The organism is Pseudoalteromonas sp. M8 (genome assembly GCF_018141365.1).
Lineage (GTDB): Bacteria > Pseudomonadota > Gammaproteobacteria > Enterobacterales > Alteromonadaceae > Pseudoalteromonas.
This window is the reverse complement of sequence record NZ_CP047240.1, coordinates 1,815,473-1,841,248: the sequence shown is the minus strand read 5'-3', so window position 1 is coordinate 1,841,248 and position 25,776 is coordinate 1,815,473. Positions and strand designations below refer to the sequence as shown.

The window sequence follows — 25,776 nt, the reverse complement described above, 5'->3', positions numbered from 1 at the left end:
TCGAACAAATAAGTTCTAAATCGTATAAGGAGGTGATCCAGCCCCAGGTTCCCCTAGGGCTACCTTGTTACGACTTCACCCCAGTCATGAATCACTCCGTGGTGAACGTCCCCCCGAAGGTTAGACTATCCACTTCTGGAGCAACCCACTCCCATGGTGTGACGGGCGGTGTGTACAAGGCCCGGGAACGTATTCACCGCAACATTCTGATTTGCGATTACTAGCGATTCCGACTTCATGGAGTCGAGTTGCAGACTCCAATCCGGACTACGACAGGCTTTAAGGGATTCGCTCACTATCGCTAGCTCGCTGCTCTCTGTACCTGCCATTGTAGCACGTGTGTAGCCCTACACGTAAGGGCCATGATGACTTGACGTCGTCCCCACCTTCCTCCGGTTTATCACCGGCAGTCTCCTTAGAGTTCCCGACCGAATCGCTGGCAACTAAGGATAGGGGTTGCGCTCGTTGCGGGACTTAACCCAACATCTCACAACACGAGCTGACGACAGCCATGCAGCACCTGTATCAGAGCTCCCGAAGGCACCAAACCATCTCTGGTAAGTTCTCTGTATGTCAAGTGTAGGTAAGGTTCTTCGCGTTGCATCGAATTAAACCACATGCTCCACCGCTTGTGCGGGCCCCCGTCAATTCATTTGAGTTTTAACCTTGCGGCCGTACTCCCCAGGCGGTCTACTTAATGCGTTAGCTTTGGAAAAGTTGTCCGAAGACCCCAGCTCCTAGTAGACATCGTTTACGGCGTGGACTACCAGGGTATCTAATCCTGTTTGCTCCCCACGCTTTCGTACATGAGCGTCAGTGTTGACCCAGGTGGCTGCCTTCGCCATCGGTATTCCTTCAGATCTCTACGCATTTCACCGCTACACCTGAAATTCTACCACCCTCTATCACACTCTAGTTTGCCAGTTCGAAATGCAGTTCCCAGGTTAAGCCCGGGGCTTTCACATCTCGCTTAACAAACCGCCTGCGTACGCTTTACGCCCAGTAATTCCGATTAACGCTCGCACCCTCCGTATTACCGCGGCTGCTGGCACGGAGTTAGCCGGTGCTTCTTCTGTCAGTAACGTCACAGCTAGCAGGTATTAACTACTAACCTTTCCTCCTGACTGAAAGTGCTTTACAACCCGAAGGCCTTCTTCACACACGCGGCATGGCTGCATCAGGCTTGCGCCCATTGTGCAATATTCCCCACTGCTGCCTCCCGTAGGAGTCTGGACCGTGTCTCAGTTCCAGTGTGGCTGATCATCCTCTCAAACCAGCTAGGGATCGTCGCCTTGGTGAGCCTTTACCTCACCAACTAGCTAATCCCACTTGGGCCAATCTAAAGGCGAGAGCCGAAGCCCTCTTTGGTCCGTAGACATTATGCGGTATTAGCCATCGTTTCCAATGGTTGTCCCCCACCTCAAGGCATGTTCCCAAGCATTACTCACCCGTCCGCCGCTCGTCATCTTCTAGCAAGCTAGAAATGTTACCGCTCGACTTGCATGTGTTAGGCCTGCCGCCAGCGTTCAATCTGAGCCATGATCAAACTCTTCAATTAAAAGTTTTTTGAAGCCTAAGCTTCGTGCTCATTGAATTCTGATTGTTTGTTTCTACTTTTCAAAAAAGTAAAATCAAAACGAATTGACTATATAGTCACTCAGTTACAATTGAGACTCTAAATTTGTTTGCGTCATCTAGCGAACTAGAATCTGCTGTTAGAACTCAACCTGTACGAGTGCCCACACAGATGATTGCTTCATATTTTTAAAGAACGTTTCGAAACATTTCGTTGTTTCGAGGGATGTGCATTCTAAGCACTCCCAATTTTTTGTCAACACTTAATTTTGAATTTCTTGAGAAGAAGTTTCGAACTTAAGTTTTACTTGACGCTAACTCGTTGCTACTTTGCTTTTCAGCGTAGCGCCCCGTGTCAGTGGGGTCGCATTATAGGGCGATCCGATTTTAGTGCAACCCTTTTTTCATTAAAACTTATAAAAAAGGTTTGTTCGAACAAAAAACAAACGAAACATACCAAAGCAGTATATTTTTCACTCAAAAAGACCGAATTGAAGTCACGCGAGTCTACATAAACTTTAAGCATCACTAAGGAACAACTGAACAAATGGCGTTATATAACATCTGTTAGCATATCAACTTGCCTACTTACATATAGAACTCGAAACAAAGCCAGGTCAATTCTGCTTTATGTAGAGAAGGTGTACGTAAATTATGTGGAAGTGAAAATGTAAAGCGACTATGAAGCAGTAAGTCTATCCAATAAGCAGGACTAGATACCAAAATGATACCTTTTATCGAAAATATGAATATAGGTGCGTTTATAAAGGCATTGAATACTAACTTTCGATCCTTCTTATTATTGACTAGTAGCTATAGCAATGATTCTGGGATCTAAAGAAACAATGTTTAAGTAAAAGAAGATGTGGATAAATCAGTAACAGTGAAGTTCTTGGATAATAAAAAGATAAATAAGTGAGGGTATTAAGAATAAAGAGAATATGCGATATGGAGGCGGAACCCGGAGTCGAACCGAGGTAGACGGATTTGCAATCCGCTGCATGGCCACTCTGCCATTCCGCCATGAAGAATATTGGAGCGAGTAACGAGGTTCGAACTCGTGACCTCGACCTTGGCAAGGTCGCGCTCTACCAGCTGAGCTATACTCGCATTCCATTTTTCACACTGGTAAATTTGATATGTGAAAAATAAATGGTGCCCGGGGCCGGACTTGAACCGGCACGCTGTTACCAGCGAGGGATTTTAAATCCCTTGTGTCTACCAATTCCACCACCCGGGCATCGGGTGTGAAAGCAAAAATTGGAGCGAGTAACGAGGTTCGAACTCGTGACCTCGACCTTGGCAAGGTCGCGCTCTACCAGCTGAGCTATACTCGCGTTCCGTTTTGTATATAAAAACCATATAGATTTGTTACATACAAATCCCGATATAAATGGTGCCCGGGGCCGGACTTGAACCGGCACGCTGTTACCAGCGAGGGATTTTAAATCCCTTGTGTCTACCAATTCCACCACCCGGGCATCGGGTTTGCTTTCGCATGTGGATATGTTGAGAAATGGAGGCGGAACCCGGAGTCGAACCGAGGTAGACGGATTTGCAATCCGCTGCATGGCCACTCTGCCATTCCGCCGCAAATTTGGAGCGAGTAACGAGGTTCGAACTCGTGACCTCGACCTTGGCAAGGTCGCGCTCTACCAGCTGAGCTATACTCGCGTTCCATTGTTTAAATCTACTTATTTACTAAGCTTCTCTAAACTTTAACTTGCTAGGTGATGCTATCTAAATTTCATTTAGATGGCATACTGCCCTCTCAACACGGACGCATTCTACAGAAGTTCTGGAACGCGTCAACATAAAAAATGAATGTTTTGAATCGTTTGCTCAAAATTTATCTAAACCGCTGGGTTTATAATCATTTCAAGTCAAGAATTAGTCAATTCTCCTTTTGCAGCATAGAGATACTGGATCATAGAAACTAATGTTAGCAATGTCGCGATAGCTAAAAGTGCGTAACTTAGCATTGTCATCCAATCTGATAACTGCCAAATCAAACCTATAATAGCTAACATCTGTGCAGCTGTTTTGAATTTGCCCAGCCAAGATACTGCAACACTACCTCTTTTACCTTGTTCGGCCATCCATTCACGCAGCGCAGAAATAACTATTTCTCTACTAATAATGACAACAGCAGAAATAGTAATGAAATAATTATCATAATGTGTAGCAAGTATCACTAAAGCAACACTGACCATCACCTTGTCGGCAACAGGATCTAAAAAAGCACCAAATGGCGTTGACTGTTCCAACTTACGCGCAAGATAGCCATCGAGGATATCGGTAACGGAAGCTAACCAGAAAATAAAAGCGGCGGCAAAAAACGCCCATGAATAAGGAAGATAAAAAACGACTGCAAACACGGGAATGAGTAGCAATCTAAATGTTGTGAGCGTATTTGGAATATTCCACATAACTACTTGGTATTGTCTTTTTTTCTATGTTCGCATGATTGCTTAAGCTTTGTCATGCAAATGATTGAATATCTTTTCAGCCATTTCAGGGCTGATCCCAGGAACTTGCTTTAATTGATGTATATTTGCAGATTTAACTCCCTGCATGCCTCCTAAAAACTTAAGTAGTGCCTGACGTCTTTTCTGACCTACGCCTTCAATCTCTTCAAGCACAGATTGCGTTCTTTGTTTTTGTCTTTTATTACGATGCCCTGCAATTGCAAAGCGATGTGATTCGTCGCGGATATGCTGGATAAGGTGTAATGCAGGTGAATCACTTTCGACATTCACCGTTTTACGACCACCATCTATTAGCAATGTTTCTAATCCCGGCTTTCGGCTTGTGCCTTTTGCAACCCCTATCAGTATCGGCATTTTATTGAGTTGCCAATCAGCGAAGAAAGATTCCGCCCTACCTAACTGCCCCTTACCACCATCAATAAAAATAATATCGGGTACTTTCGCTTCATCCGACATTTTGCCGTAGCGCTTATTTAATGCAAAATCCATCGCTGCGTAATCATCCCCTGGGGTGATCCCAGTGACGTTATATCTGCGATACTCTCTATTGTTTGGCCCTTGACCATCGAATACAACGCACGATGCGACCGTGTTTTCTCCCATGGTATGACTGATATCAAAACACTCCATTCTTTGAATGTCTGACAGCCCTAGCACTGCTTTTAGTTTAGCATATCGTTTGGTGATTGAGTCTTGTGCACTTTGTTTAACTTCAATACTGTTTTGCGCATTTTTATTTGCTAATGCAAGATATTGGGCTCGTTCCCCACGAACGTTACATTTGAAATTAACTTTGCGCTTCGAAACTTGAGTCAGCGCTGCTTCTAATGCACTTTCCTCTTCTATTTCGAATGGCAATACAATTTCTTTAGCAATTCTTGAGTGGTTACCCGTTGAAATGTAATACTGTCCAAGGAAAGAAGTTAGCACTTCATCTGCCCCAGAATCTTTTGGTACCTTTGGAAAATGTGTTTTCGTCCCAAGTACCTTATGTTCCCTTATCATCAGTACATGAATGGCCACTAAACCGTTCTTCTGCTCATAACCGATGACATCAAGCTCTGCAAAGTTCCCTGCAATGGACTGCTGTTCTTGCATTTGCCTTAATAAAGCAATTTGATCTCTGTGTTTTGCTGCTTTCTCAAAATCCAAAGACATACTGGCGGTTTCCATTCGTTCCACCAGTGCTGAGATAACGTCCTGAGAGCGTCCTGTCAAAAACTGTCGAACCATGGCTACTTGCTCTTGGTATTCTTCGTCGCTTACTTTGCCAACGCATGGTCCTGAACATCTTTTTAACTGATACTGCAAACAAGGTCGGCTGCGTGCGCGGTAATACGCATCTTCGCATTGCCTAACCGGGAAGATCTTCTGCATTAACCTCAGACTTTCCGACACCGCAGCACTGCTAGGAAAAGGACCAAAATATTCGCCTTTTTGTTTTCTACTACCACGATGAAATGCAAGCCTTGGATGTTGATGGGCGCTCAAGAAAATATACGGATAACTTTTATCGTCTCTTAAGAGAATGTTATATCGTGGTTGGTATTTCTTAATTAAGTTATTTTCTAAAAGCAGCGCTTCGGTTTCGGTATTCGTTAACGTTACTTCAATATGATCAATATTACTGACCAATACTCGCGTTTTACTATCTGTGATATTTGAACGGAAGTAGCTAGAAACTCGTTTTTTGAGGTTTTTTGCTTTACCAACATAGATAACCTGGTCGTCCACATCGTACATGCGGTACACACCAGGTTCTGTTGTTAATGTCTTAAGGAAAGGTTTGTAATCAAATTCAGTCATTTAAAAAGAACTTAATGACTGCTATCTATATCGATCATTTTATGGCGAATAGCCAAGTGGGTTAATTCCACATCACCGCTCACATTGAGCTTTTCAAACATGCGATAGCGATAACTATTTACCGTCTTAGAGCTTAGGTTCAAGCGATCTGCAATATTTTGTGCTTTCTCACCTTTAGTGATCATGAGCATGATCTGTAATTCTCTTTCCGATAGCGATTGGAAAGGGTTTTCGTCATTGCGGCCACTAAATTGCGCAAGGGCAATCTGCTGAGCAATTTCTGGCGCAATATAACGCTGGCCAGCATTAACAGCACGTATTGCGTTGATCATTTCATCAGGGCCTGCACCTTTTGTTAGGTAACCATGCGCACCAATTTGCATTACCTTGCTTGGGAAAGGATCTTCACAATGTACCGTAAGCACAATAACTTTTACATCTGGACAGTAACGGCAAATCTTTTTGGTCGCTTCCAATCCACCAATTCCAGGCATGTTCATGTCCATTAGCACAATGTCAGGCTCACTTTGGCGACAAAAGGTTACGGCTTCTTCACCGTTTTTGGCTTCTCCTACCACTTTAAAGCCACGCACATCATCTAAAATGCGTTTTATGCCAGTCCTGACAAGTTCATGATCATCAACTAAAAGCACATTAATCAATGGCATACCCTCTACATATATATTGGTAAAAGGAGCGAAGCAACCAACAGCCCCGCTTCCAGATGTTTGAGATTACCACATATTTTTTAAAAGCATAACGATAGAAACGAGAGAAAAATACAATTTTGATATGAATTAACTAAATAGTTAATTCATGAAATAAGCAGTTTGATTATAATTTCACCGCTTTATGATTTTAGAGGCAGCCGCTACGGCATTTAGCCATAGCGACTTATAGTAGATTTATTTTTATATGACTCAGCTTTGCTTTGAAAATTTATCGACCCAAAGTGCAATCACACCATCACCGGTTACATTACATGCTGTGCCAAAACTATCTTGCGCTAAATATAAAGCAATCATCAATGCCACTGCGCCCTCATTAAAACCAAGCATACTGGTCAATAGTCCAAGCGCAGACATAACCGCTCCACCCGGCGCACCAGGAGCCGCAATCATTACTACACCAAGCATAAAGATAAATGGCAACATTTCCGACAATGACGGTACAACCATCTCAGGAGAAAGCAGCATCACGGCCATTGCGCAAGTCACTATGGTAATAGTCGACCCTGACAAATGGATGGTGGCACAAAGTGGTACAGTAAAATTGGCAACCTCTTCGTTAACATTATTAGATTTACTTGCACGAAGAGACACAGGAATAGTTGCCGCGCTCGACATAGTACCAATAGCGGTAAAATACGCAGGTAGCATATTTTTGATTAATTCCAATGGATTTCTACCAAGTAACAGGCCGCTCACCACAAACAGGGTGCTTAGCCATAGCCAATGCATAATAATCGCGGCAAGCAATACCACGCCAAACGTACTTAGGGTGTCGAATACCGTACCTGCGACTGCCATTTCAGCAAAAACACCGGCGATGTAGAGTGGTAATATTGGAATAATGACTTTCGCAAGCAGTGCATCTACCACATCTCTCGCTTCGTCAGTGACACCTTTAAGTTTAGTTAAGCCACACTGGCTCATCCCAATACCAAAGATAAATGCCGTTGCAAGTGCCGTCATCACTCCCATCAGCGGAGGGATCTCAATATTAATAAAGCTCTTAAGATGAGATTCTTCCACGGCTTGATAAGCAACGCCGCCGTCAAAGAATGGGATGAAAGCATTAACTAATAAAAATGCTAATGTGCCAGCAATAATGGTTGACCCATAAGCAAAGCCAACTGTCTTACCAAGCAAGTGGCCCGATCCCTTTGGTAAGCCTGCTATACCTGAAGCAATAAAAAGCAGGATTATCAGAGGAATAGTAAAGCTGATAAGTTGCCCTATGATCACCTTGAAGGTGTATAAGAGCTCAACTAACACAGTCGGCAAGTACAGACCCGCCAACATACCAGCGACGATACCCGCCACTAGCTTCAATATAAGAGACATAGTTACTTCCTAGCAGATTTTCAAAGGCGTTGTTGTAACATGTTTTTGACCACCTTTGCTATTAATTCGATGGAGATAAATCGATTTGTACATTTTATGTATACATATTCGCCACCCAACGTAAATAATTGCAACCTGACGAAAATAAATTGTTTCAGTTCATTGCATATTATCTAATACTGGAAAAAGTCTCTGTAAAATAATTAAATTCATGCTTAAAGCTGTAACCTACTCTTTTTTCGCGCTTAGTCTATCTAGTCAAGCATGGGCACTAGACCCAAATAAAATCCCATTTATCGATAGTTCTGCAAAAATTGATGGTGTACTTGAAGCCGATATTTGGCAACGTGCATTAGAAATAGATATCAACAACATCACTTGGCCATACGAGAACCAATCAAGTCCAGTACAAACTAAGGCCTACGTATATGAGAATGGTCAATCTTTATTTATTGCTTTTGATGCAAAGGACCCTAATCCTGAATTGATCCGCGCATTTTATCGTGACCGTGACCGCGCCTGGGAAGACGATCTTGTCGGCATTAAAATTGATTCATTTAACAACGCCCAAAGCGCTTACCAGTTTTTCATCAATCCACTAGGTGTACAACAAGACTCAATTGAAAACGAACTCACTAAAAGCGAGAATGGTTCTTGGAATGGGATCTGGGATAGCGTCGGAAAGATAAACAAAGACGGTTATGTTGTTGAAGTTGAAATCCCACTTCGTGTATTGAATTTTAACGACTCTCTCGCAAGCAAAACCATGGCTTTAGAGTTTCTGCGTTTTTATCCAAGAAATGAAAGGTTGCGTATCTCCAGCATGCAATTGCAACATGCAAATTCTTGCTGGATCTGTCAAATGCCAAAATATCAAGGATTTGCTAAGGCTAAGCAAGGTAATAACTTTGCCGTTATTCCAACACTAGTCACCAATAGGCAAGAATCTCGCGACATAGATGATGGTATCGCAGAGCCATGGCAAGCCGACAATAATGTCGAGCCGGGCTTAGACGTAAAGTGGGCTATCACGCCAGACACGACGCTAAACGCAACACTAAACCCCGATTTCTCACAAGTTGAAGCTGACACGGGACAATTGAGCGTTAATAATAGCTTTAGCCTATTTTTCCCTGAAAAACGGGCGTTCTTTTTAGATAATTCCGATTACTTTTCTTCTCACCTTAACCTTATTCATACTCGGAACATTTCAGCACCCGATTATGGCGTCAAGCTTACCGGTAATAAAAACGGTCACACTTTTGCGGGATTTATTGCCAACGATGAAAGACTCAATGTCGTTGTTCCCGGAAATTTGGGCTCGAGTGTTGTCTCATTAGAGAGAAAAAGCCAAAACATGGCGCTTAGATATCGTCATGACCTAAACAAAACCTTGTCTGTAGGCGTGACATCGACGACTAGGCAAAGCGACGACTATCGCAACCAAGTTGCGAGTATAGACGCCAAATACAAGCCAACAGATAACGATACCTTACAGGTGCAGTTAATTGGCTCGGATACAGACTATGATAGCGCTTTCGCCGAAGCGTTATGTGATAGTACGCTCGCTGAGTGCGACCTAAACGAAAGTGTACTCAGAGTGATTGACGAAGATGACCGTGGTGCTGGCTATTACGTTAATTATGAACACAATCGCAAGCATTGGAAGGCATTTACCAGCTATCAAGCTCGCGATGCAGCACTTAGAACCGATATGGGCTTTATCACTCAGATCGACTTTAATAAATTTCTTTTCGGCGGTGAGTACCGTTGGTATGGCGATGAAAGCAACTGGTGGAACCGTGCACGTTGGTACGCCGACTGGGATATTTCCCACAACGAGCAAGGCGAATTATTAGAAAAAGAACTGCAAACCAACTTTGCAGTTGACGGCCCGTTGCAAAGCTTTCTTGATTTCGGTGTTGAACATAGAAAACGCACAGGACTGCGACATGATGAAACCCGTTTAGCGATTGACGGCAATACCGATCTATTTACCGAGAATTCACAGTGGACCTATATGGAGTTCAAGCCAATAGCCGGCGTTTTCGCAGGTTTGAACTTAAGTAAAGGAAACCGCGTTGACCTTGCAAACAACCGTGTTGGTGATTTGTATTTCGCCCGTCCGGTTATTAACGTCAATTTTGGCAAACATTTTGAAGTTAGATTACGCCACACATACGAAAAAATGAAAGCAGATGGCGCGGAAGTTTATACCGCAAATCTGAGCGATATCCGCCTGACTTACCAATTCAACATTAATAGCTATTTGAGATTGGCAATCATCAATACAGATATTTCGAGAAACCAGAGCAATTATAACGATGATGTTGATGCGACTTATAAAAGCATCAGCACCCAACTGCTCTATTCCTATAAACTAAACCCACAAACCGTTTTCTTTGCAGGCTATTCCGATCATGGTTATCAAGACGATGATTTGTCAAAGATAACTAAAGACGAAAAGACGGTATTTATGAAGTTCAGTTATGCCTGGTTGATTTAAATATCAACCTTTAAATAACTATTGGCTATAAGCAAATTTGATATATCTTATAGCCAATCTTTCCTTTCGTTTTGCGAAATGCGCAGTAAAGTGATGGAATACAAGCAAACCTAGATTAGGGAACACAAATGACTAAAGTATATGCAGACAACAGTCTAACTATCGGTAATACACCGCTGGTTAAAATCAATCGCGTTTCTGGCGGCAATGTTTACGCAAAAGTGGAAGCGCGTAACCCAAGCTTCAGCGTTAAATGCCGTATTGGTGCGTCTATGATCTGGGAAGCTGAAAAAGCAGGTCTTCTTAGCGAAGGTAAAGAACTTATTGAACCAACTTCAGGTAACACGGGTATTGCACTGGCTTTCGTTGCTGCTTCTCGTGGTTATAAGTTGACACTTACTATGCCAAATACGATGAGCCTTGAGCGTCGTAAACTACTAAAAGCACTTGGCGCAAATTTAGTGCTAACAGAAGGCGCTAAGGGCATGAAAGGCGCGATAGAAAAAGCAAATGAAATTCAAGCAAGTAACCCTGAAAAGTACGTGTTACTACAACAGTTTGAAAACCCAGCAAACCCGAAGATCCATTTTGAAACAACGGGCCCAGAAATTTTTGATGCACTTGAAGGTAATATCGATTACTTCGTTGCGGGCGTTGGTACAGGTGGCACGATCACCGGTGTTTCACGCTATCTGAAAAATGAAAAAGGCCTAAATGTTAAGTCAATTGCTGTTGAGCCAGTTGACTCACCAGTTATCACGCAGACCCTTGCGGGCGACGAAGTAAAGCCAGGTCCACACAAAATTCAAGGGATCGGTGCTGGGTTTATTCCAGGCAACCTAGATCTTGAGCTTATTGATGGCGTTGAGTTGGTGTCGAATGAAGATGCAATTGCAATGGCACATCAGCTGATGAAAGACGAAGGTATTTTAGTAGGTATTTCTTCTGGTGCAGCCCTAGTTGCCGCAAAGCGAATTGCCGAGAAACCTGAAAATGCCGATAAAAACATCGTGGTTATTTTGCCAAGCGCTGCTGAGCGTTACCTAACTAGCCCACTTTTTGCAGACACATTCTCTGAACAAGAATTAGTGCAGTAAGAGTTGAGCTTCATATTCTAGATTACCAAGGGGCATCACTGCCCCTTTGTTTTTTATATTATTCCTTTTAATTTCACCTTCCTTCACTACACTTTACCTATTCGCTACTCTTTTTTGACTTCGATGATTGTAAAGACCTTATTACTCTTGTTTTTTCTCATGTTTAGTAGCTTCATCTATGGGGAGAATTTGAACGTCGCCTACTTCAAGGGCGGTGAATTTCACCTTGTTGCTGGAGAAAAGTACCAAGGGGGTTATCTATACAATAAGAAAGGCAAAAATGCGTTCATTCATATCGTGACATTAGATTGGCCACCTTATATCGGTGCAAACCTCTGCAACAAAGGCTGGGCTTTCCAGTTTGCCGTCGCACTGCTTACCGACTTAGACTATCAAGTGTATGTTGAATTTTTGCCTTGGGCTCGTGCTGTAAGAGCCGCAGAAACGGGCAAAGCAGATATTTTATTCCCAGAATACTATATTGAGGATTCAGCACCGTCTGACAATCACAAGAATAAGACCCGCAGAGAGCTACTTGCTTTATCTAATGCTTTTCCTGGTGGTGAAATCGGCTTTTTGAAGCGAAGAGGTGAAGAAGACCGCTTTGATGGTAATCTAAACTCAGTTAAGAATGAGCTCATTGGTGTCGTGAGGGGCTATCAGAATACCCCTGAATTTGATGCTATGATGGATAATGGTGAATTCGTTACAGTGGAAGCCGTAAATGATTTACAGCTAGTGAAATTACTCGTCGGTAAGCGCGTAAATTTAGTAATAGGCGATCCAAAAGTGCTGCGCTTTACGGTCAATTATTCAGACTTACCTAGAGCTGAGAAAATTGAATTACTGAGAAACATTGAAAACGTGACGCCACCTATTAAGTATAATCACCTCTACTTTGCACTTAGCAAACAAAAACCACATTGGCATGAATTGCTCAAAGATATCAATCGCAATCTCTATCAATTTGAGAACAGTGGTGAAACGCAAAGAATGATTGAAATGGTCAGTAACGAGTGTTATTGACCTCTACATAGAACTTAACGCCTAAGCACGCTGCTTGTTCAATACCTCAGCTTAAACACACTGCATTTTTAGCTAAAATACGCTTAGGCAAATCGCTTTAGTTAATCCCTAAATACTTGTGCACTTGAACTGATAGGCGCCAATTTTTCGCTTTGCAATTGTCTATTGCAAGCTTAGTGGCCTTGGCTTTTTGGCTAATTGGCTGAAGATACACAAGCTTTGGTTCAACCCCAGTTTGTGCAAATAACGCCTCTAATTCCTCAATATGCTTTTGCATCGCGACGGGATGCTTTATTTCATCGGCACGAGCCATTGCACTTGGAAGTACTTTGTAACCTCCACGCATATTAATTTTTGGCGACACAGTAACCCAAGTTTCTGCTGGCGCGAGGATCTCAAATGTCCCACTGGTTTCAATCTGTGTGCTGTACCCTTTACTATGCAATAACTCGCATAATGGGCGAAGATCAAACATACAAGGTTCACCACCGGTGATCACCACATGTTTGGCTTGGTAGCCCCGAGCCTCGAAAATCGCCAAGATCTCTTCAGCACTCGCGTTCGCCCACCACTCTGAGTCAGCCTTTTTTTCTACAGTGTTATCCAATGAAACAATAAAAGTGTCGTTGGTTTCCCAGGTTTGTTTGGTATCACACCAAGCGCAACCAACTGGACAGCCCTGCAAACGTAAAAAGATTGAAGGCGTACCAGTGAAGCTTGCTTCACCCTGAATTGTTTCAAATATTTCGTTAACCTTGTACAAAATGGCCCCGTGTTTAAGATAAAGTTGTCGAAAAATACCGCGAGAAAATTGTCATTTCTCCAGCGGCCGTGTAGTATATCGCGCCCTGAAGTAAACCTCTATCAAAATCGAGGCAAATCACCTATGAGCGAAAAAGTTGTCGTAATCTATTCCGGCGGAATGGACTCTTACACTGTATTAAACAAGGCTGTCCGCGAGGGCCATGAGGTTTATGCACTGTCTTTTAACTATGGCCAGCGACATGTAAAAGAGCTACAAGTTGCCGCTGACGTATGTGCAAAACTCGGCGTTGCTCATAAGGTCGTTGATATTTCGGCTATCAATCAATTATTGTCAGGCTCTAGCCTAACAGATGACATCGACGTGCCAGAAGGCCACTATGAAGAAGAGAGCATGAAGAGCACGATTGTGCCTAATCGCAATATGATTTTGCTTTCTCTTGCGGTAGGTTACGCTGTCTCTCTAAAAGCAAATAAGGTATTTTACGGTGCTCACTCTGGCGATCATGCAATTTATCCAGATTGCCGCCCAGAGTTCGTTAAAAAGATGGATGATGTTTGTCGCATTGCGAACTACGACGCGGTTGAAATTGTCAGTCCTTATCTTAACAACTCAAAAATTGATATCCTGACTGACGGTCTAAAAATGGGATTAGATTACGCTGACACTTGGACGTGTTACAACGGCCGCGAAAAAGCATGTGGTAAGTGCGGTGCTTGCCAAGAGCGTCTCGAAGCGTTTGAACTAAACCACGCAACAGATCCGCTCCGGTACGAATAACAGTATTGAAAAAGGCCTCTGTTGAGGCCTTTTTCATATTCTTTTCAAGTACTTCATTTTACTGGAAGCGTCATACCTTCAAATAGCTTGTCGATATCATCTTGATTTCGTAGCAAACTTGCACGCTCTACCACATCTTTTGTGAGATGCGGTGCAAATCGCTCAATAAAATCGTACATGTAGCCTCTTAGGAAGCTTCCTTTTCTGAAACCGATTTTCGTCGTACTTGCTTCAAATAGGTGACTTGCATCGATACAAACTAAGTCGCTATCAGACTTTTCATCAAGTGCCATTGACGCTAATACGCCAACACCGAGCCCTAATCTTACATAGGTTTTAATCACATCGGCGTCTGTTGCAGTAAACACGATGTGTGGCTCCAAACCATGAGCATTAAATGCTTTATCCAGTTCTGAGCGGCCAGTAAAACCAAACACATAAGTGATCAACGGATATTTAGCGACGTCTTGCACCGTCAGTGCACTGCCTTTTTGTGCAAGAGGATGGTCTTTGGCGACCACAATACTACGATTCCAGTGATAGCAAGGTAGCATGACAAGATCACTGTACAAATGCAGCGCCTCGGTAGCAATAGCAAAGTCAGCATCACCTCGAGCGGCAGCATCAGAGATTTGCTGTGGCGTACCTTGATGCATGTGTAGAGAAACCGCAGGATATTTTTTCATAAATCCTTGGATCACAGGAGGTAACGCGTAACGAGCTTGTGTATGCGTCGTTGCGATGTTTAGTTTACCTTGATCTGGTAAGGTATGTTCATTTGCAACCGCTTTGATCCCTTCCACTTTAGAGAGGATCTCACGAGCAATATTAATAATTTCATTACCCGCGCCCGTAACATGCGTTAAATGCTTACCGCTACGGCCAAAAATTTGTACCCCCAACTCGTCTTCAAGCATGCGCACTTGCTTTGAAATACCAGGTTGAGAGGTATATAAACTTTCCGCCGTCGCTGACACATTAAGGTTGTGATTCAACACTTCGACGATATATCTCAATTGTTGTAATTTCATATTGCTTTTATTCTTATGATCTCTTGATGTTGAGCATCAGCCCATAGCAAAACCGCTTTTTGTTAGCGAGTTTAGTGCAAAGCGATAAAAACCGCCTGTTACGACCTTATGTAGGCTAGCACATTTGGTAAAAATGAGGTAGCCAAGAGGTACTAAATATCAGCATTTTCACTGACGCTCCGACAGTCATTTGGCCAAATAGCGGATATTGTGACACGCTTTTGCAAACTCACGAGCTAAATCTGGCGACTATCTTTCACTAAAACTAACCGCTCATTTAGGCATCGGCTATACTAAAAAATAATGAATTCTTTATCTTTTTTACAGGTTATTGTCGTAAACCTGTTCAGAATAGTACGAATTCATGTAAGATTAAAAAATTACACTGGTGGTTACATGAAAGAGATTTCAGTATGTTTGTTTCTATTATAATAATGTTGATTGTTGCACTTATCGTCATAGCAGTTTGGGTAAGCGCTATCCAGCAACATAAAGAGAAACAAGAAGCGGAGAGACGCAAAGAACTTGCTAAGCAAAAACGCGTAATAGAAGAAGCGGAAGACGTCATCATGAATGGCAGCAATATTCCGATGTCTGAAGTCATGATCCGTATTATTCAGCGCCGCGTGCACGATGCTTTAGCCGCAATGGTGGAGTTGTCTCCGACTTCGAAAGAATTAAAAAGTCGCTTACACGAGTCGCAAGAGCGCTTAAATACTCAGCCTGAAAAAGCAGCTGACTCAGACTCGATAGCACTTCCAGACAACGACAAACAAATTATCGCATTAGTTCAAGGCATAAAGAAATTACGCCAACTACTACGCTCAGAGCATAGTAAAGGTAAAGTAGACACTCAACTGTTCGTTAATGAAGACCGTAGGCTGGAGCGCTTTCAGCTTAAAATCAATGTTGAAAGCCAGATAAAACGAGGGCTTTCAGCGAGAACCGCAAACATGGTCGGTTCAGCAAGACAATACTTTGAAAAAGCTTACGCTACAATTTGCGCCGTCTCATACAATGATGACTATGTAAAAGAGAAAAAAGCACAGCTCGAAGGTTATTTAGAAGAGATCAGCAGTGAACTTAGAGCGTCTAACGCATCAGCGGTGAAAAAGAAAGCAGAGCAAGAACAAGACGACTTGGACGTCCTGTTTGCACCGAAGAAGAAGTGGTAACACCATAATTTACGTAAAAGGCTGGTCTCCCAGCCTTTTTTATTACAAAGAGAGTAAACCCACTTGCTTAACCAAAAGCAAACTTTAAGATAAAAAGTAGGGTCAGTACCCAAACGCTGATACTGATTTCATTTGCTTTGTTACACGCCAATTTAACTGCCGTATAAGAAATAAAACCCAAAGCAATACCATGTGCGATTGAAAACGTAAGCGGTGTCATCAGTAACACAACACTGACCGGAATAGCATCGCTCATTTCATCCCAATTAATCAACTTTAGGTTTTGTAGCATTAATACCGACACATACAGTATCGCGCCTGCCGTCGCATATGCAGGAACCATCTGTGCCAATGGCGCAAAGAACATCATGAGTAAGAAACAGATCCCCACGACCACAGCCGTCAGTCCTGTGCGACCACCGACAGATACACCCGACACTGATTCAATGTATGAAGTCGTCGTTGAAGTACCGAGCACTGAGCCTGCAATCGTCGCAGTGCTGTCAGCTGACAGTGCCCTACCCAACCTTGGCATGCGACCATGTTCGTCAGATAATCCGGCCTTTTGAGTCACCGCAACCAATGTGCCACTGGTATCAAATAAATCGACAAATAAAAATGCAAACACCACGCTAAGCATGGAAAGCTCAAAAATTCCGCTCAAATCCAACTGCATATAGGTCGGCGCGATGCTTGGGGGAATATCAACAACCCCGTGATAATCTACAAGCCCAAGCCCCCACGCAATACCCGTTACCATTAAAATGCTGATAAGCACGCCACTTTTGACTTCACGGTACATAAGCGCCGCAATCACAAAAAAGCTCGCAATGGCTAATAGCGGGCCGGGAGAAGTGATATCACCAAGTTGTACTAATGTCGCATCGCTTGCGATAACAATTTTCGCGTTCTTTAGCGCGATTAACGCTAAGAATGCGCCAATACCTGCCGCGATCGCACGCTTTAGCACGATAGGTATGGCTTGGATCACCCACTCGCGAACTTTGAATACGCTCAAAAATAGAAATAAACAGCCCGACATAAATACCGCGCCTAATGCACTTTGCCATGTATAGCCCATGCCAAGCACAACACCATAGGTAAAAAAGGCGTTTAAGCCCATTCCAGGCGCAAGCGCTAACGGATAGTTTGCCCATAGCCCCATAATAAAACAGCCGATTGCGGCTGCGATACAAGTTGCTACAAAAGCAGCGCCGTGATCCATGCCAGCTTCTGCTAGCATTGCAGGGTTTACGAAAACGATGTAAACCATAGTAACGAATGTCGTCAAGCCAGCAATCACCTCAGTTCTTACATTGGTGTGCATAGCTTGCAGTGAAAATAACCGCTCGAGCATAACTAAAATTACAAATTTAAGGAACAAGTGGTTGGATTTTAACACGAATCACTTTAAAACTCGGACAAAATAGTTAAAATTCAGCTACACTCTGCTTATCAACATTATTGCGAATAAAGATATGGATCAAAATAGCACCGACAACTCAGCAAACCATGACTTAGAACAGCAGCTGCTGAATGTGCTTGAATTTGTAACGTCGCCATTAAAAGCGGACGCAAAATTCCCAGATCTTCACGACAATACCCAAGCTTTGAAAAAAGGCCTCTATTACCTAAAAGAAAAATCTTTTCCGCTTGCGGCAAAATGGCTAAGACTGGCGGCGATGTCTGGTGATTTGAAGGCACAGTTCTTTTTAGGTTTGTTGTTTATGAAAGGTCAAGGAGTGCCACCCAGCCCCTTTCATGCAGCCGCTTGGTTAAGTTTGGCCAGCAGCCAAGGGCACAAAGGCGCCGAACAGGTACTACTAGATGTACGCCGCTTCCTTACAACTAAGCGCTTTAGAGATGCACAGTGCTATGCTGCAACACTTTACGAGCAAATTCATCAACTACAGCATATTAGCCAGTAAATTAAATTTGACTCTCCAAAAAAACGTAGGCTAGGCGTAGCTAAGCCTCTCTTAAGTAAACGTACGCTTTCCCTCTGCGACGATCAAAATGATACAGTAGAAAAACTACTGTATCGCAGCTGAGAAAACTTCCTTGCTTTACTCATACTGAACTTTCGTCAATTAAGCTCTCATTTCAAAAAAATCACAACCACTTGTTTTATATTGAAAATTTAAACTAAATAAAAATTAAGCTTGAATATTGATTAAAAAGCTAGCAATTTTCCTTGCATTCACACACTGTATAAACTACTGTATACACATACTGTATAGATAACCAGTGAGACAATTATGTTACACAGCAATGCACTTCTACAGCCAAACAATTCAACTTATTACACACTTAACGAAATCAATAATGTGATAGTTGAAGATGAGATCGTCGCTAGCTTAGAGTTACTTAAAGTTTTACATAAATGTCAGCATAAACAAGGCTGGACGCTACTCGTTGCACCCGATAATGTACCAAACAAGTCACTACTAGAAAGCGCTTCAGTTGATGCAAGTAAGTTGCTCGTCATTAGGCAAAAGCACATATACGACCTTGAGTATGTACTTAAAAGTGCTATCAGCAATGGTAATTTCGCTGCCGTGGTGATTTGGACTGATATTGCATCAGTGCAAACTATCAACAAAATGGAACTGCCGGTATCTGACGTTGCGATCCACTGTTTTCAAAGCGCTTAACAAGCTACAATAACAGGATATAAATTTGTTAAAACTGAAGTTTTTATGTCTTGTTATTGCAATTCATCCCTTCCCTATTCGCAATGTTGTGAGCCGTACCTTAAGGGACAAAAATTCGCAGAGCGTCCACAAATACTAATGCGCTCTCGCTATACTGCATACTGCTTAAAAGATGCAAAGTATATTCATGACACCTACGCCCAGGCTAAACAAGCACAAAACAATATCGACGATATTGCTGCATTTGCTAATTATGCACACTTTATAAAATTGGAAGTGCTAGAAGAAGTAGCAGAAGCTACTCAGGGGGTTGTTGAGTTTAAGGCGCACTATATCGCAGAAAACACACACTATATACTCCATGAGCGGTCAAATTTTATTACCGAAGCAGGCAGATGGTATTACTTAGATGGTGAATTGTACGATACGCCTACAACCAAGATAGGCAGAAATGACCTCTGTCCGTGCGGCAGTGATAAAAAGTATAAAAAGTGCCACGGTAGCTAAAATAGTCTGAACTAGAGATTAGATACAAAGCAATAAAAAAGGCTTGAAACGAGCTAAGGATGATTAAAGGCCGTTTAGCTTATACCAGTTGTATTAAGTAAATGATCTATCTTGAAGCGGGGAAATAGCTTTAGTAGCAAGGCAAAAATTTTGCTATTTAGTTGTTCTAAATGAGAAATTTTTAACGAAGCTAATATGCTATTTCACCCTTCAAATTGATTAGAGAATTAATTCAATTGGTATTAGACATGAAGCACGATAAGCATAGCGTTTTATGTCAGTCTAGTAACGAAGCAAAGAGCTGTAAAATGACAAGTTTAATACCAGTTTGTCTTAAATTTGCTCAATTTTGAAGGAGCAAAAGCAGCTAATGTTGTTACGCCGTCGCGCGTAACATACTCTGCATATCACCCGTTGCAATTTGATCATAAAAACCAGCCGCATCCATTGCCTTATCAGCAACTAAGGCCAGTTTACCTTGCGCGCTCGCCAAACGCCTTTTAACCGCTGGTTCCAAATTTTCTACAACGTCGAGTGGAATATGCTTTTTATCATTTCGTGCGGCAAAAGGTTCTGGATTTAAATTTTCTTGCAATCGCAAGGTTGCCATCGCCCCCATAGATACCAGCTGCGCGTTATGCTGACCAATAAGCATATTGTACTCTTTTGGCGCAAGCGGCTTTTGTGGACCTATTTCAAATTGCTTCTTTAGTGTTTCTTCTGAGTTATCTTTTGCAGCAGCTTCAGATTTTGGTAGGTGAAATTGGCTAAAATCTAATGCATCAGTTGATAGCATAGATAACAGCATGGCAAAATCGGCAGAGCGCGTCTGATGAACACTAATGTTCAATGCGGACCCTAATTGCGACTCACTGATTAAAACGCCATCAATTTGCATGTATTCCAACCGATTATTTTGCTAATTATGAATTTATCGGCCTTTTTCCGAAAAACTTTAGTAGTTTTCTTTACTTCGAAAAAAACTTTGTTATTATCACCGCCGTTGTTTAGGAGGGGTTCCCGAGCGGCCAAAGGGATCAGACTGTAAATCTGACGGCTCAGCCTTCGCTGGTTCGAATCCAGCTCCCTCCACCATAAACAACAGTTACAATTTCGGAGGGGTTCCCGAGCGGCCAAAGGGATCAGACTGTAAATCTGACGGCTCAGCCTTCGCTGGTTCGAATCCAGCTCCCTCCACCACTTTCAAATTGTAACGCTTTAAAATGTATGGAGGGGTTCCCGAGCGGCCAAAGGGATCAGACTGTAAATCTGACGGCTCAGCCTTCGCTGGTTCGAATCCAGCTCCCTCCACCACTTTTAAAGTAAACGCTCCAAATGATGGAGGGGTTCCCGAGCGGCCAAAGGGATCAGACTGTAAATCTGACGGCTCAGCCTTCGCTGGTTCGAATCCAGCTCCCTCCACCACCTTTTATTGTGTTATCTCACAACAAGCTTACATATATAAACGAGCTTAAAAACAATCCAAAGCCAAAAATCAAATGTGTTGTCATACTTTTTACCCTTGCCTTATTCGGCTCTGGTAATTTAGATGCTGCGATCCCTGCACCAAAGCAGGGTTGCATAATAAAAAATGGAAACACACACGTTATTAAGCCAAAAACTAACGCAGTCAAAAGGCTAGGCTCAGTCAACCAAGGCTTGCCCACGCTCAGTAGTAACACCAAGGCGAATACAATCCCAATGAGATAATGCACGCCCCAGCCAATGACACGTTCACCAAATATTGGTTTACTACGCCCGATACCTTGATGCGTGAGTTTTCCTTGACACAAGTGCCCAATCCACCTACCAACCAACGCATAATCTAAGCCCTTTATGGCAAATAAGCGACTGAGCATAAATGCCCACAAATCCATAACGAGCGTTGCACCTACGCCAATAGCAACTGCAGGCATTAACATCGAATATAGGTTTTCCACTATTTTTACTCCTCTTTTTTACTGATAGCCGCTATCCTATTAGTTCAAGTTAACTTTAAGTCAAGGGCAAGAATGGATATCAGTGAAGTTGCAAAGAAGTCAGGTTTACCCGCATCCACGCTTAGATATTATGAAGAAAAAGGGCTGATCCGATCGATTGGTCGACAAGGGCTCAAACGTGTTTTCCCTCCGTCGATACTTGAACGTCTAGCGCTTATTACCCTTGGAAGAAACGCAGGCTTTTCATTAGATGAAATAGCGGACATGTTTACCCCCGAGGGTAAAGCGGATATTGATAGGGTGAAGTTACAATCCAAAGCGGATGAATTAAATGAAACCATAAAGCATTTAACTGCAATGCGAGATGGCCTCTATCACGCTGCAAAATGCCCTGCGCCAAGCCATTTTGAATGCCCGACATTTCAAAAGTTGTTAAAACGCGCGGCAAAAGCGAGGCCCGGCAAATAATAGGCATAAACAGGGCACTATGCTAATGCTCAATCATCAAGTCACGACCGTGGTCACGTAAATAACGCCGAGCCATTTTATGGTCGTGGCCATAGTGCTTTGTTACCAAATGCCAAAATGCGCTATTGTGTGCCATGACATGAAAATGGCAAAGTTCATGCACTACCACATAATCGATTACCCACTTAGGCGCACCAATCAAAAGCGTATTAAACGCAAGCACGCCTTTAGATGAAAAACTGCCCCAGCGGCTTTTATAAACGCGTATCTTTAGCGTATCAAAGCGAGCTTGAATATCAGGTTGATATCGCGCAATAGCCATGTCTACATAGTCATTTAGCGTTTCGCTTAACAGCGCAACTAATTCACGCCATTCATTTTTGACAGCCTTAAGTAACACCCTTTTGTTATCAAAATCAATTACAGAGGTCGTACTTTCGCCCCTTTGAATGATAAAGGTCTCGCCAAATACTTGCACAATTCCTGTTTCCAGTGGCCGAGGGCTCTCAGGTATGATTTTTAGAGCAAGCTTTGATTTTATCCAACCGGATTTGCTTTCCACCCAAGTATGTAACCAGCGCTCGCAGATTTGCTCTGGTGCATACACAAAGACTTGGCCAGCTTTGATTTTTATCGCAACGCTCTTACGCTTTCGGCTTTTCTTTAATTGATATTGCAAGGTAACAAATTCTTAGTCACTAAAGCATGCATTATAGTATGAGCAACTTGTCAGAGTCACTGCAAACGCCATGCAAGATAATGAATTTGACCAACGATGGCAATAAACTCATCAATAGTGTGGTTTCTAACACTCTATAAATTAGAAAGATTTTTTCGTTAAATCACCGTATTTATTATTTTTGCTGCTACGCTTAATGAAAAAGGCATTTTGATTTAGGCAAGCTATGGCTGATAAACCCATTTGCCAATATGTATCACCTGAGGGAAAAAAATGCAGTGAAATCGATATGGGCTCAGGTTACTGCTTTTGGCATGACAATAAATTCGATAAAGGTGGCTTGGAGCTAAGCCAAAAGCTTGAACGCTACGCCAAGCGCGGTGGTTTGCTGCAAGGCTTAGAGTTGAAGCGGGCCAATTTAGAAGGGCTCAATCTTGTTAACTTTGAAAATCATCATGGCTATGATCTGTCTTATAGCAACTTTTATCGTGCCAATTTGAAAGGGGCGCACCTGTTTAATAATACCATTAAGCATGCGTCGCTAATGAAGGCCGATTTGAGAGAAGCCAGTCTGCACTGCTGTAATTTAGAAAGCACCAATTTGCTCGGCATAAAGCTTGAAAACACCCGTATCGATAATATGGAACTCGGCGAGCAATTACTGCAAGAGCAGCAAGCTTTTGAAGCTCGTAGAAACCGAGCCAAAGAAGACGCTGAGGACTTGTTTCTACAATCCGAAGAGATCTATCGTTTACTGCGTAAGGGTGCGGAAAACCAAGGACTATTTGAAATGGTTGGGCGCTTTACATACAAAGAGCTACGCATGCGACATGCCCAGTATCCACGATTTTCAAAACGTCACCTAATTTCCAGCTTTGTCGACTTATTATGTGGGTATGGAGAAAAACCGGAAAATGTCATTCGCTTCAGTCTAGGTATGATAATTACCTGTGCATTTTGCTATTTTCTATTTGGTGTTTCGTTTCAAGATCAGATAATGCAACTGGACTTAGACAACAGTGTATCTGAAAACGTCATGGCACTGCTGAACAGCTTTTACTTTAGTGTTGTTACCTTCACAACCTTAGGTTACGGGGATATTACGCCAGTGGGGATCTCACGACTGATCGCAGCCGTTGAGGCTTTTACCGGCAGCTTTTCATTAGCGCTATTCGTGGTGGTATTTGTGAAGCAAATGACGAGGTGATACTCATCTCGTCATTTTTAATCCGCGATTTCTGATTTCAGTTGTTCTAAAAAATCCAGCATATATTGGGTGCGAGCTTGAGCCTGCTCTCGGGCTGCGGTGGTATGCATGTTATCTTTAATATGCAGCAGCTTAATGAAGAAATGATCTAAGGTATATTTGGTATCGTCAGCTTTTCTATGCTCACAAAAAGGGTCTTCTACATTGTAGAGATTACGCGCTATCGCCCCACCTACTTTCATACAGCGGCTAACACCTATCGCCCCTAACGCATCCATTCTGTCTGCATCTTGGACTATTTTGGCTTCTAATGTCGTGGGTGTAACACCGGCGCTAAAGCTGTGTGCAACAATGGCGTGGTGAATCGCCTCAAGTTTATCCGTGTCGTACTTCAACTCTGTTAGGAAGGCAACCGCCTTATCTGCAGCTAATTTAGACGCCAGCGGCCTATCTGGATGATTTTTTGCTACGGCAACACAATCATGTAACCAAGCGGCTGGGATCACCACAGCAGGATCCGCACCCTCAGCTTCGCAAAGTGACTTTGCGACTTTAACTACACGCTTGATATGAGACAAATCATGGGCGGTATCTGCACATGGAGTCGACAGCATAAACTCTTCACATGCTTTTTCTAATTCATGCATTTTTAACGTCATTAAGCTCAACTTTTATTAATATCCGACAAATAAGCCCACACAAATTTGGCGTGAAAGGCATTACTGATTGTATGTTGCCACACCCTTCACTAAAATGGCAGCTATCAGGAAAGATTAGAGAAAATATATGACTTGCGCGCTATATCTGCAACCAGGCAGAGAAAAATCCCTTAACAGAAAACACCCTTGGGTTTTCTCAAAAGCCATTAAAAAAGTAAAAGGTAAGCCAGCCCTTGGCGATACCGTCAAGATTTACAGCAATGAGGGTAAATACCTCGCGACAGCCGCTTACAGCCCAGACTCTCAGATCAGAGCCAGAATTTGGACATTTGATGAATCACAACATATCGACCAAGCGTTCTTTGAGCTAAAACTCGCACGAGCACTAGCGGCCAGAGAATATGTTATCGCTGAAGGTGGTTTAACTGGCTTTAGATTGTGTGCCGCAGAGTCAGATGGTCTGCCAGGAGTAACAATTGACAAGTTTGATAACTACTTGGTTTGTCAGTTGCTAAGCGCTGGTGCCGAGCGCCACAAGGGTGAAATAGTAATGGCATTGCAATCACTATTTCCTGATTGTCATGTTTACGAGCGCTCAGATGTTGATGTACGCAAAAAAGAAGGCCTTGATAAAATTACCGGACCGCTTGCTGGCGACGCGCCAACCGCACCTGTCCTTATTAGCGAAAATGGTTTAAAGATTGAAGTCGATATCATCGGCGGCCATAAAACTGGCTTTTATCTAGATCAACGCAACAGCCGAGCCGCGTTAGAACGCTTTGTAAAAGACAAGGAAGTGCTTAACTGCTTCTGCTACACCGGTACATTTGGCCTTTATGCACTGCGCGGTGGCTGTAGTAAAGTAATCAACGTTGACGTATCGCAGCCAGCACTCGACACAGCTAAACGCAATGTAGAACATAATGAACTAGACTTATCGAAAGCTGAGTTTGTTAAGCAAGACGTGTTCAAACTACTTAGACAATATCGTGATGAGGGCCGTCAATTCGATACTATCGTGATGGATCCACCAAAGTTTGCAGAAAGTAAGGCGCAGCTTAACGGTGCTTGTCGTGGCTATAAAGATATCAATATGATTGCCATGCAGATATTAAAGCCTGGTGGCACGTTACTCACCTTCTCGTGTTCTGGCCTTATGGAACAAAACCTGTTTCAGAAAGTCGTTGCAGACGCTGCACTCGATGCCGGTAAGGAATTGTTGATCATGGAAAGGCTAAATCAAGCAGCCGACCACCCTATTGCGGGCAATTATCCAGAAGGCTTTTACCTGAAAGGCCTTATTTGTAAGGTCTATTGATTTAACAATTTTTTACGGTGGTATAGAAGA

The 25,776-nt window shown here is 42.8% G+C and carries 22 protein-coding genes, 11 tRNA genes and 1 rRNA gene; 15 read left to right on the top strand and 19 right to left on the bottom strand.

Annotation, left to right across the window (positions count from 1 at the left end; all coding sequences use genetic code 11):
* Window positions 1-25: 25 nt before the first annotated feature.
* The 12 genes from GSF13_RS12995 to GSF13_RS12940 form a co-directional block, all read right to left on the bottom strand.
* Window positions 26-1,558: ribosomal RNA gene (locus GSF13_RS12995) — 16S ribosomal RNA — on the bottom strand.
* Window positions 1,559-2,524: 966 nt separating this feature from the next.
* Window positions 2,525-2,598: transfer RNA gene (locus tag GSF13_RS12990), tRNA-Cys, on the bottom strand.
* Between the two features lie 11 nt (window positions 2,599-2,609).
* Window positions 2,610-2,685: transfer RNA gene (locus tag GSF13_RS12985), tRNA-Gly, on the bottom strand.
* A 43-nt stretch (window positions 2,686-2,728) separates the two neighbouring features.
* Window positions 2,729-2,815 (bottom strand) — tRNA-Leu (locus GSF13_RS12980).
* Window positions 2,816-2,836: 21 nt separating this feature from the next.
* A tRNA-Gly gene (locus GSF13_RS12975) sits at window positions 2,837-2,912 on the bottom strand.
* 57 nt (window positions 2,913-2,969) lie between these two features.
* A tRNA-Leu gene (locus GSF13_RS12970) sits at window positions 2,970-3,056 on the bottom strand.
* A gap of 36 nt (window positions 3,057-3,092) precedes the next feature.
* Window positions 3,093-3,166 (bottom strand) — tRNA-Cys (locus GSF13_RS12965).
* Between the two features lie 7 nt (window positions 3,167-3,173).
* Window positions 3,174-3,249 (bottom strand) — tRNA-Gly (locus GSF13_RS12960).
* A 209-nt stretch (window positions 3,250-3,458) separates the two neighbouring features.
* Window positions 3,459-4,004 carry a CDP-diacylglycerol--glycerol-3-phosphate 3-phosphatidyltransferase gene (pgsA, locus tag GSF13_RS12955; protein ID WP_010375584.1) on the bottom strand — a complete coding sequence of 182 codons (546 nt, stop codon included), beginning with the start codon at window positions 4,002-4,004 and terminating at the stop codon, window positions 3,459-3,461.
* 42 nt (window positions 4,005-4,046) lie between these two features.
* On the bottom strand, window positions 4,047-5,870 hold the full coding sequence (gene uvrC / locus GSF13_RS12950) for an excinuclease ABC subunit UvrC (RefSeq protein WP_102056586.1): 1,824 nt from the start codon (window positions 5,868-5,870) through the stop codon (window positions 4,047-4,049).
* Between the two features lie 11 nt (window positions 5,871-5,881).
* Window positions 5,882-6,532: a UvrY/SirA/GacA family response regulator transcription factor gene (gene uvrY / locus GSF13_RS12945; protein ID WP_174170981.1), complete on the bottom strand. Its 651-nt coding sequence runs from the start codon at window positions 6,530-6,532 to the stop codon at window positions 5,882-5,884.
* A gap of 258 nt (window positions 6,533-6,790) precedes the next feature.
* The gene (locus GSF13_RS12940) at window positions 6,791-7,936 is read right to left on the bottom strand and encodes a dicarboxylate/amino acid:cation symporter (RefSeq protein WP_010606536.1); all 1,146 of its coding nucleotides are present in this window, start codon (window positions 7,934-7,936) and stop codon (window positions 6,791-6,793) included.
* A 211-nt stretch (window positions 7,937-8,147) separates the two neighbouring features.
* On the opposite strand from GSF13_RS12940, the gene GSF13_RS12935 reads away from it, so the two are divergent.
* From GSF13_RS12935 to GSF13_RS12925, 3 genes are all read left to right on the top strand, one after another.
* Window positions 8,148-10,442: a carbohydrate binding family 9 domain-containing protein gene (locus GSF13_RS12935; protein ID WP_211868636.1), complete on the top strand. Its 2,295-nt coding sequence runs from the start codon at window positions 8,148-8,150 to the stop codon at window positions 10,440-10,442.
* A 128-nt stretch (window positions 10,443-10,570) separates the two neighbouring features.
* Window positions 10,571-11,539, top strand: coding sequence for a cysteine synthase A (gene cysK / locus GSF13_RS12930; protein WP_010606534.1), 969 nt, complete (start codon window positions 10,571-10,573; stop codon window positions 11,537-11,539).
* A 159-nt stretch (window positions 11,540-11,698) separates the two neighbouring features.
* Window positions 11,699-12,565: a transporter substrate-binding domain-containing protein gene (locus GSF13_RS12925; protein ID WP_102056584.1), complete on the top strand. Its 867-nt coding sequence runs from the start codon at window positions 11,699-11,701 to the stop codon at window positions 12,563-12,565.
* Window positions 12,566-12,662: 97 nt separating this feature from the next.
* On the opposite strand, the gene queE is transcribed toward GSF13_RS12925, so the two are convergent.
* Window positions 12,663-13,328: a 7-carboxy-7-deazaguanine synthase QueE gene (gene queE / locus GSF13_RS12920; protein ID WP_010606532.1), complete on the bottom strand. Its 666-nt coding sequence runs from the start codon at window positions 13,326-13,328 to the stop codon at window positions 12,663-12,665.
* 123 nt (window positions 13,329-13,451) lie between these two features.
* On the opposite strand from queE, the gene queC reads away from it, so the two are divergent.
* Window positions 13,452-14,108, top strand: coding sequence for a 7-cyano-7-deazaguanine synthase QueC (queC, locus tag GSF13_RS12915; protein WP_174170942.1), 657 nt, complete (start codon window positions 13,452-13,454; stop codon window positions 14,106-14,108).
* Window positions 14,109-14,161: 53 nt separating this feature from the next.
* Here the strand turns inward: queC and cysB are convergent, their stop codons facing one another.
* On the bottom strand, window positions 14,162-15,139 hold the full coding sequence (cysB, locus tag GSF13_RS12910) for an HTH-type transcriptional regulator CysB (protein ID WP_010375565.1): 978 nt from the start codon (window positions 15,137-15,139) through the stop codon (window positions 14,162-14,164).
* A 413-nt stretch (window positions 15,140-15,552) separates the two neighbouring features.
* On the opposite strand from cysB, the gene GSF13_RS12905 reads away from it, so the two are divergent.
* Window positions 15,553-16,314 (top strand): hypothetical protein, encoded by a 762-nt coding sequence (locus tag GSF13_RS12905; RefSeq protein ID WP_039492261.1) that lies wholly within the window; start codon window positions 15,553-15,555, stop codon window positions 16,312-16,314.
* A gap of 67 nt (window positions 16,315-16,381) precedes the next feature.
* Here GSF13_RS12905 and GSF13_RS12900 read toward each other — a convergent pair whose 3' ends face one another.
* A complete protein-coding gene (locus tag GSF13_RS12900) occupies window positions 16,382-17,671 on the bottom strand; it encodes an NCS2 family permease (RefSeq protein ID WP_010606529.1) in 1,290 nt (429 codons plus the stop codon).
* 121 nt (window positions 17,672-17,792) lie between these two features.
* Between GSF13_RS12900 and GSF13_RS12895 the strand changes: the two genes are divergently transcribed.
* The 3 genes from GSF13_RS12895 (at window position 17,793) to GSF13_RS12885 (ending at window position 19,475) form a co-directional block, all read left to right on the top strand.
* On the top strand, window positions 17,793-18,242 hold the full coding sequence (locus GSF13_RS12895; protein ID WP_010375560.1) for an SEL1-like repeat protein: 450 nt from the start codon (window positions 17,793-17,795) through the stop codon (window positions 18,240-18,242).
* Window positions 18,243-18,572: 330 nt separating this feature from the next.
* Complete coding sequence (locus tag GSF13_RS12890; RefSeq protein ID WP_017218896.1) at window positions 18,573-18,968, top strand: SulA-like leucine-rich domain-containing protein; 396 nt, start codon at window positions 18,573-18,575, stop codon at window positions 18,966-18,968.
* 45 nt (window positions 18,969-19,013) lie between these two features.
* Entirely contained in the window at window positions 19,014-19,475 is a 462-nt protein-coding gene (locus GSF13_RS12885; RefSeq protein WP_174170943.1) for a YchJ family protein, read from the top strand.
* Window positions 19,476-19,851: 376 nt separating this feature from the next.
* On the opposite strand, the gene GSF13_RS12880 is transcribed toward GSF13_RS12885, so the two are convergent.
* Window positions 19,852-20,373 (bottom strand): VC2046/SO_2500 family protein, encoded by a 522-nt coding sequence (locus GSF13_RS12880; RefSeq protein ID WP_010606526.1) that lies wholly within the window; start codon window positions 20,371-20,373, stop codon window positions 19,852-19,854.
* A gap of 112 nt (window positions 20,374-20,485) precedes the next feature.
* On the opposite strand from GSF13_RS12880, the gene GSF13_RS12875 reads away from it, so the two are divergent.
* The 4 genes from GSF13_RS12875 (at window position 20,486) to GSF13_RS12860 (ending at window position 20,900) form a co-directional block, all read left to right on the top strand.
* Window positions 20,486-20,570, top strand: a tRNA-Tyr gene (locus GSF13_RS12875).
* Window positions 20,571-20,590: 20 nt separating this feature from the next.
* Window positions 20,591-20,675: transfer RNA gene (locus tag GSF13_RS12870), tRNA-Tyr, on the top strand.
* A 29-nt stretch (window positions 20,676-20,704) separates the two neighbouring features.
* Window positions 20,705-20,789: transfer RNA gene (locus tag GSF13_RS12865), tRNA-Tyr, on the top strand.
* Between the two features lie 26 nt (window positions 20,790-20,815).
* Window positions 20,816-20,900: transfer RNA gene (locus GSF13_RS12860), tRNA-Tyr, on the top strand.
* A 17-nt stretch (window positions 20,901-20,917) separates the two neighbouring features.
* On the opposite strand, the gene GSF13_RS12855 is transcribed toward GSF13_RS12860, so the two are convergent.
* Window positions 20,918-21,415 (bottom strand): DUF2938 domain-containing protein, encoded by a 498-nt coding sequence (locus GSF13_RS12855; protein ID WP_010606525.1) that lies wholly within the window; start codon window positions 21,413-21,415, stop codon window positions 20,918-20,920.
* A gap of 72 nt (window positions 21,416-21,487) precedes the next feature.
* On the opposite strand from GSF13_RS12855, the gene GSF13_RS12850 reads away from it, so the two are divergent.
* The gene (locus GSF13_RS12850; protein ID WP_174170944.1) at window positions 21,488-21,883 is read left to right on the top strand and encodes a helix-turn-helix domain-containing protein; all 396 of its coding nucleotides are present in this window, start codon (window positions 21,488-21,490) and stop codon (window positions 21,881-21,883) included.
* A 22-nt stretch (window positions 21,884-21,905) separates the two neighbouring features.
* On the opposite strand, the gene GSF13_RS12845 is transcribed toward GSF13_RS12850, so the two are convergent.
* A complete protein-coding gene (locus GSF13_RS12845) occupies window positions 21,906-22,562 on the bottom strand; it encodes a YgjP-like metallopeptidase domain-containing protein (RefSeq protein ID WP_174170945.1) in 657 nt (218 codons plus the stop codon).
* A 226-nt stretch (window positions 22,563-22,788) separates the two neighbouring features.
* Here GSF13_RS12845 and GSF13_RS12840 point away from each other — a divergent pair, with 226 nt between their 5' ends.
* A complete protein-coding gene (locus GSF13_RS12840; protein ID WP_010606522.1) occupies window positions 22,789-23,769 on the top strand; it encodes an ion channel in 981 nt (326 codons plus the stop codon).
* Window positions 23,770-23,786: 17 nt separating this feature from the next.
* On the opposite strand, the gene GSF13_RS12835 is transcribed toward GSF13_RS12840, so the two are convergent.
* Window positions 23,787-24,428 (bottom strand): HD domain-containing protein, encoded by a 642-nt coding sequence (locus tag GSF13_RS12835; RefSeq protein ID WP_045989065.1) that lies wholly within the window; start codon window positions 24,426-24,428, stop codon window positions 23,787-23,789.
* Between the two features lie 127 nt (window positions 24,429-24,555).
* On the opposite strand from GSF13_RS12835, the gene GSF13_RS12830 reads away from it, so the two are divergent.
* Entirely contained in the window at window positions 24,556-25,746 is a 1,191-nt protein-coding gene (locus GSF13_RS12830) for a class I SAM-dependent methyltransferase (protein ID WP_102056578.1), read from the top strand.
* The last annotated feature ends 30 nt before the right edge of the window (window positions 25,747-25,776 follow it).

Bases quoted from the DNA above. Each gene is read 5' to 3' on its own strand.
- pgsA (WP_010375584.1), bottom strand. From the start codon at position 4,004: ATGTGGAATATTCCAAATACGCTCACAACATTTAGATTGCTACTCATT.
- uvrC (WP_102056586.1), bottom strand. From the start codon at position 5,870: ATGACTGAATTTGATTACAAACCTTTCCTTAAGACATTAACAACAGAA.
- GSF13_RS12940 (WP_010606536.1), bottom strand. From the start codon at position 7,936: ATGTCTCTTATATTGAAGCTAGTGGCGGGTATCGTCGCTGGTATGTTG.
- GSF13_RS12935 (WP_211868636.1), top strand. From the start codon at position 8,148: ATGCTTAAAGCTGTAACCTACTCTTTTTTCGCGCTTAGTCTATCTAGT.
- cysK (WP_010606534.1), top strand. From the start codon at position 10,571: ATGACTAAAGTATATGCAGACAACAGTCTAACTATCGGTAATACACCG.
- GSF13_RS12925 (WP_102056584.1), top strand. From the start codon at position 11,699: ATGTTTAGTAGCTTCATCTATGGGGAGAATTTGAACGTCGCCTACTTC.
- queC (WP_174170942.1), top strand. From the start codon at position 13,452: ATGAGCGAAAAAGTTGTCGTAATCTATTCCGGCGGAATGGACTCTTAC.
- cysB (WP_010375565.1), bottom strand. From the start codon at position 15,139: ATGAAATTACAACAATTGAGATATATCGTCGAAGTGTTGAATCACAAC.
- GSF13_RS12905 (WP_039492261.1), top strand. From the start codon at position 15,553: ATGTTTGTTTCTATTATAATAATGTTGATTGTTGCACTTATCGTCATA.
- GSF13_RS12900 (WP_010606529.1), bottom strand. From the start codon at position 17,671: ATGCTCGAGCGGTTATTTTCACTGCAAGCTATGCACACCAATGTAAGA.
- GSF13_RS12895 (WP_010375560.1), top strand. From the start codon at position 17,793: ATGGATCAAAATAGCACCGACAACTCAGCAAACCATGACTTAGAACAG.
- GSF13_RS12890 (WP_017218896.1), top strand. From the start codon at position 18,573: ATGTTACACAGCAATGCACTTCTACAGCCAAACAATTCAACTTATTAC.
- GSF13_RS12885 (WP_174170943.1), top strand. From the start codon at position 19,014: ATGTCTTGTTATTGCAATTCATCCCTTCCCTATTCGCAATGTTGTGAG.
- GSF13_RS12880 (WP_010606526.1), bottom strand. From the start codon at position 20,373: ATGCAAATTGATGGCGTTTTAATCAGTGAGTCGCAATTAGGGTCCGCA.
- GSF13_RS12850 (WP_174170944.1), top strand. From the start codon at position 21,488: ATGGATATCAGTGAAGTTGCAAAGAAGTCAGGTTTACCCGCATCCACG.
- GSF13_RS12840 (WP_010606522.1), top strand. From the start codon at position 22,789: ATGGCTGATAAACCCATTTGCCAATATGTATCACCTGAGGGAAAAAAA.
- GSF13_RS12835 (WP_045989065.1), bottom strand. From the start codon at position 24,428: ATGACGTTAAAAATGCATGAATTAGAAAAAGCATGTGAAGAGTTTATG.
- GSF13_RS12830 (WP_102056578.1), top strand. From the start codon at position 24,556: ATGACTTGCGCGCTATATCTGCAACCAGGCAGAGAAAAATCCCTTAAC.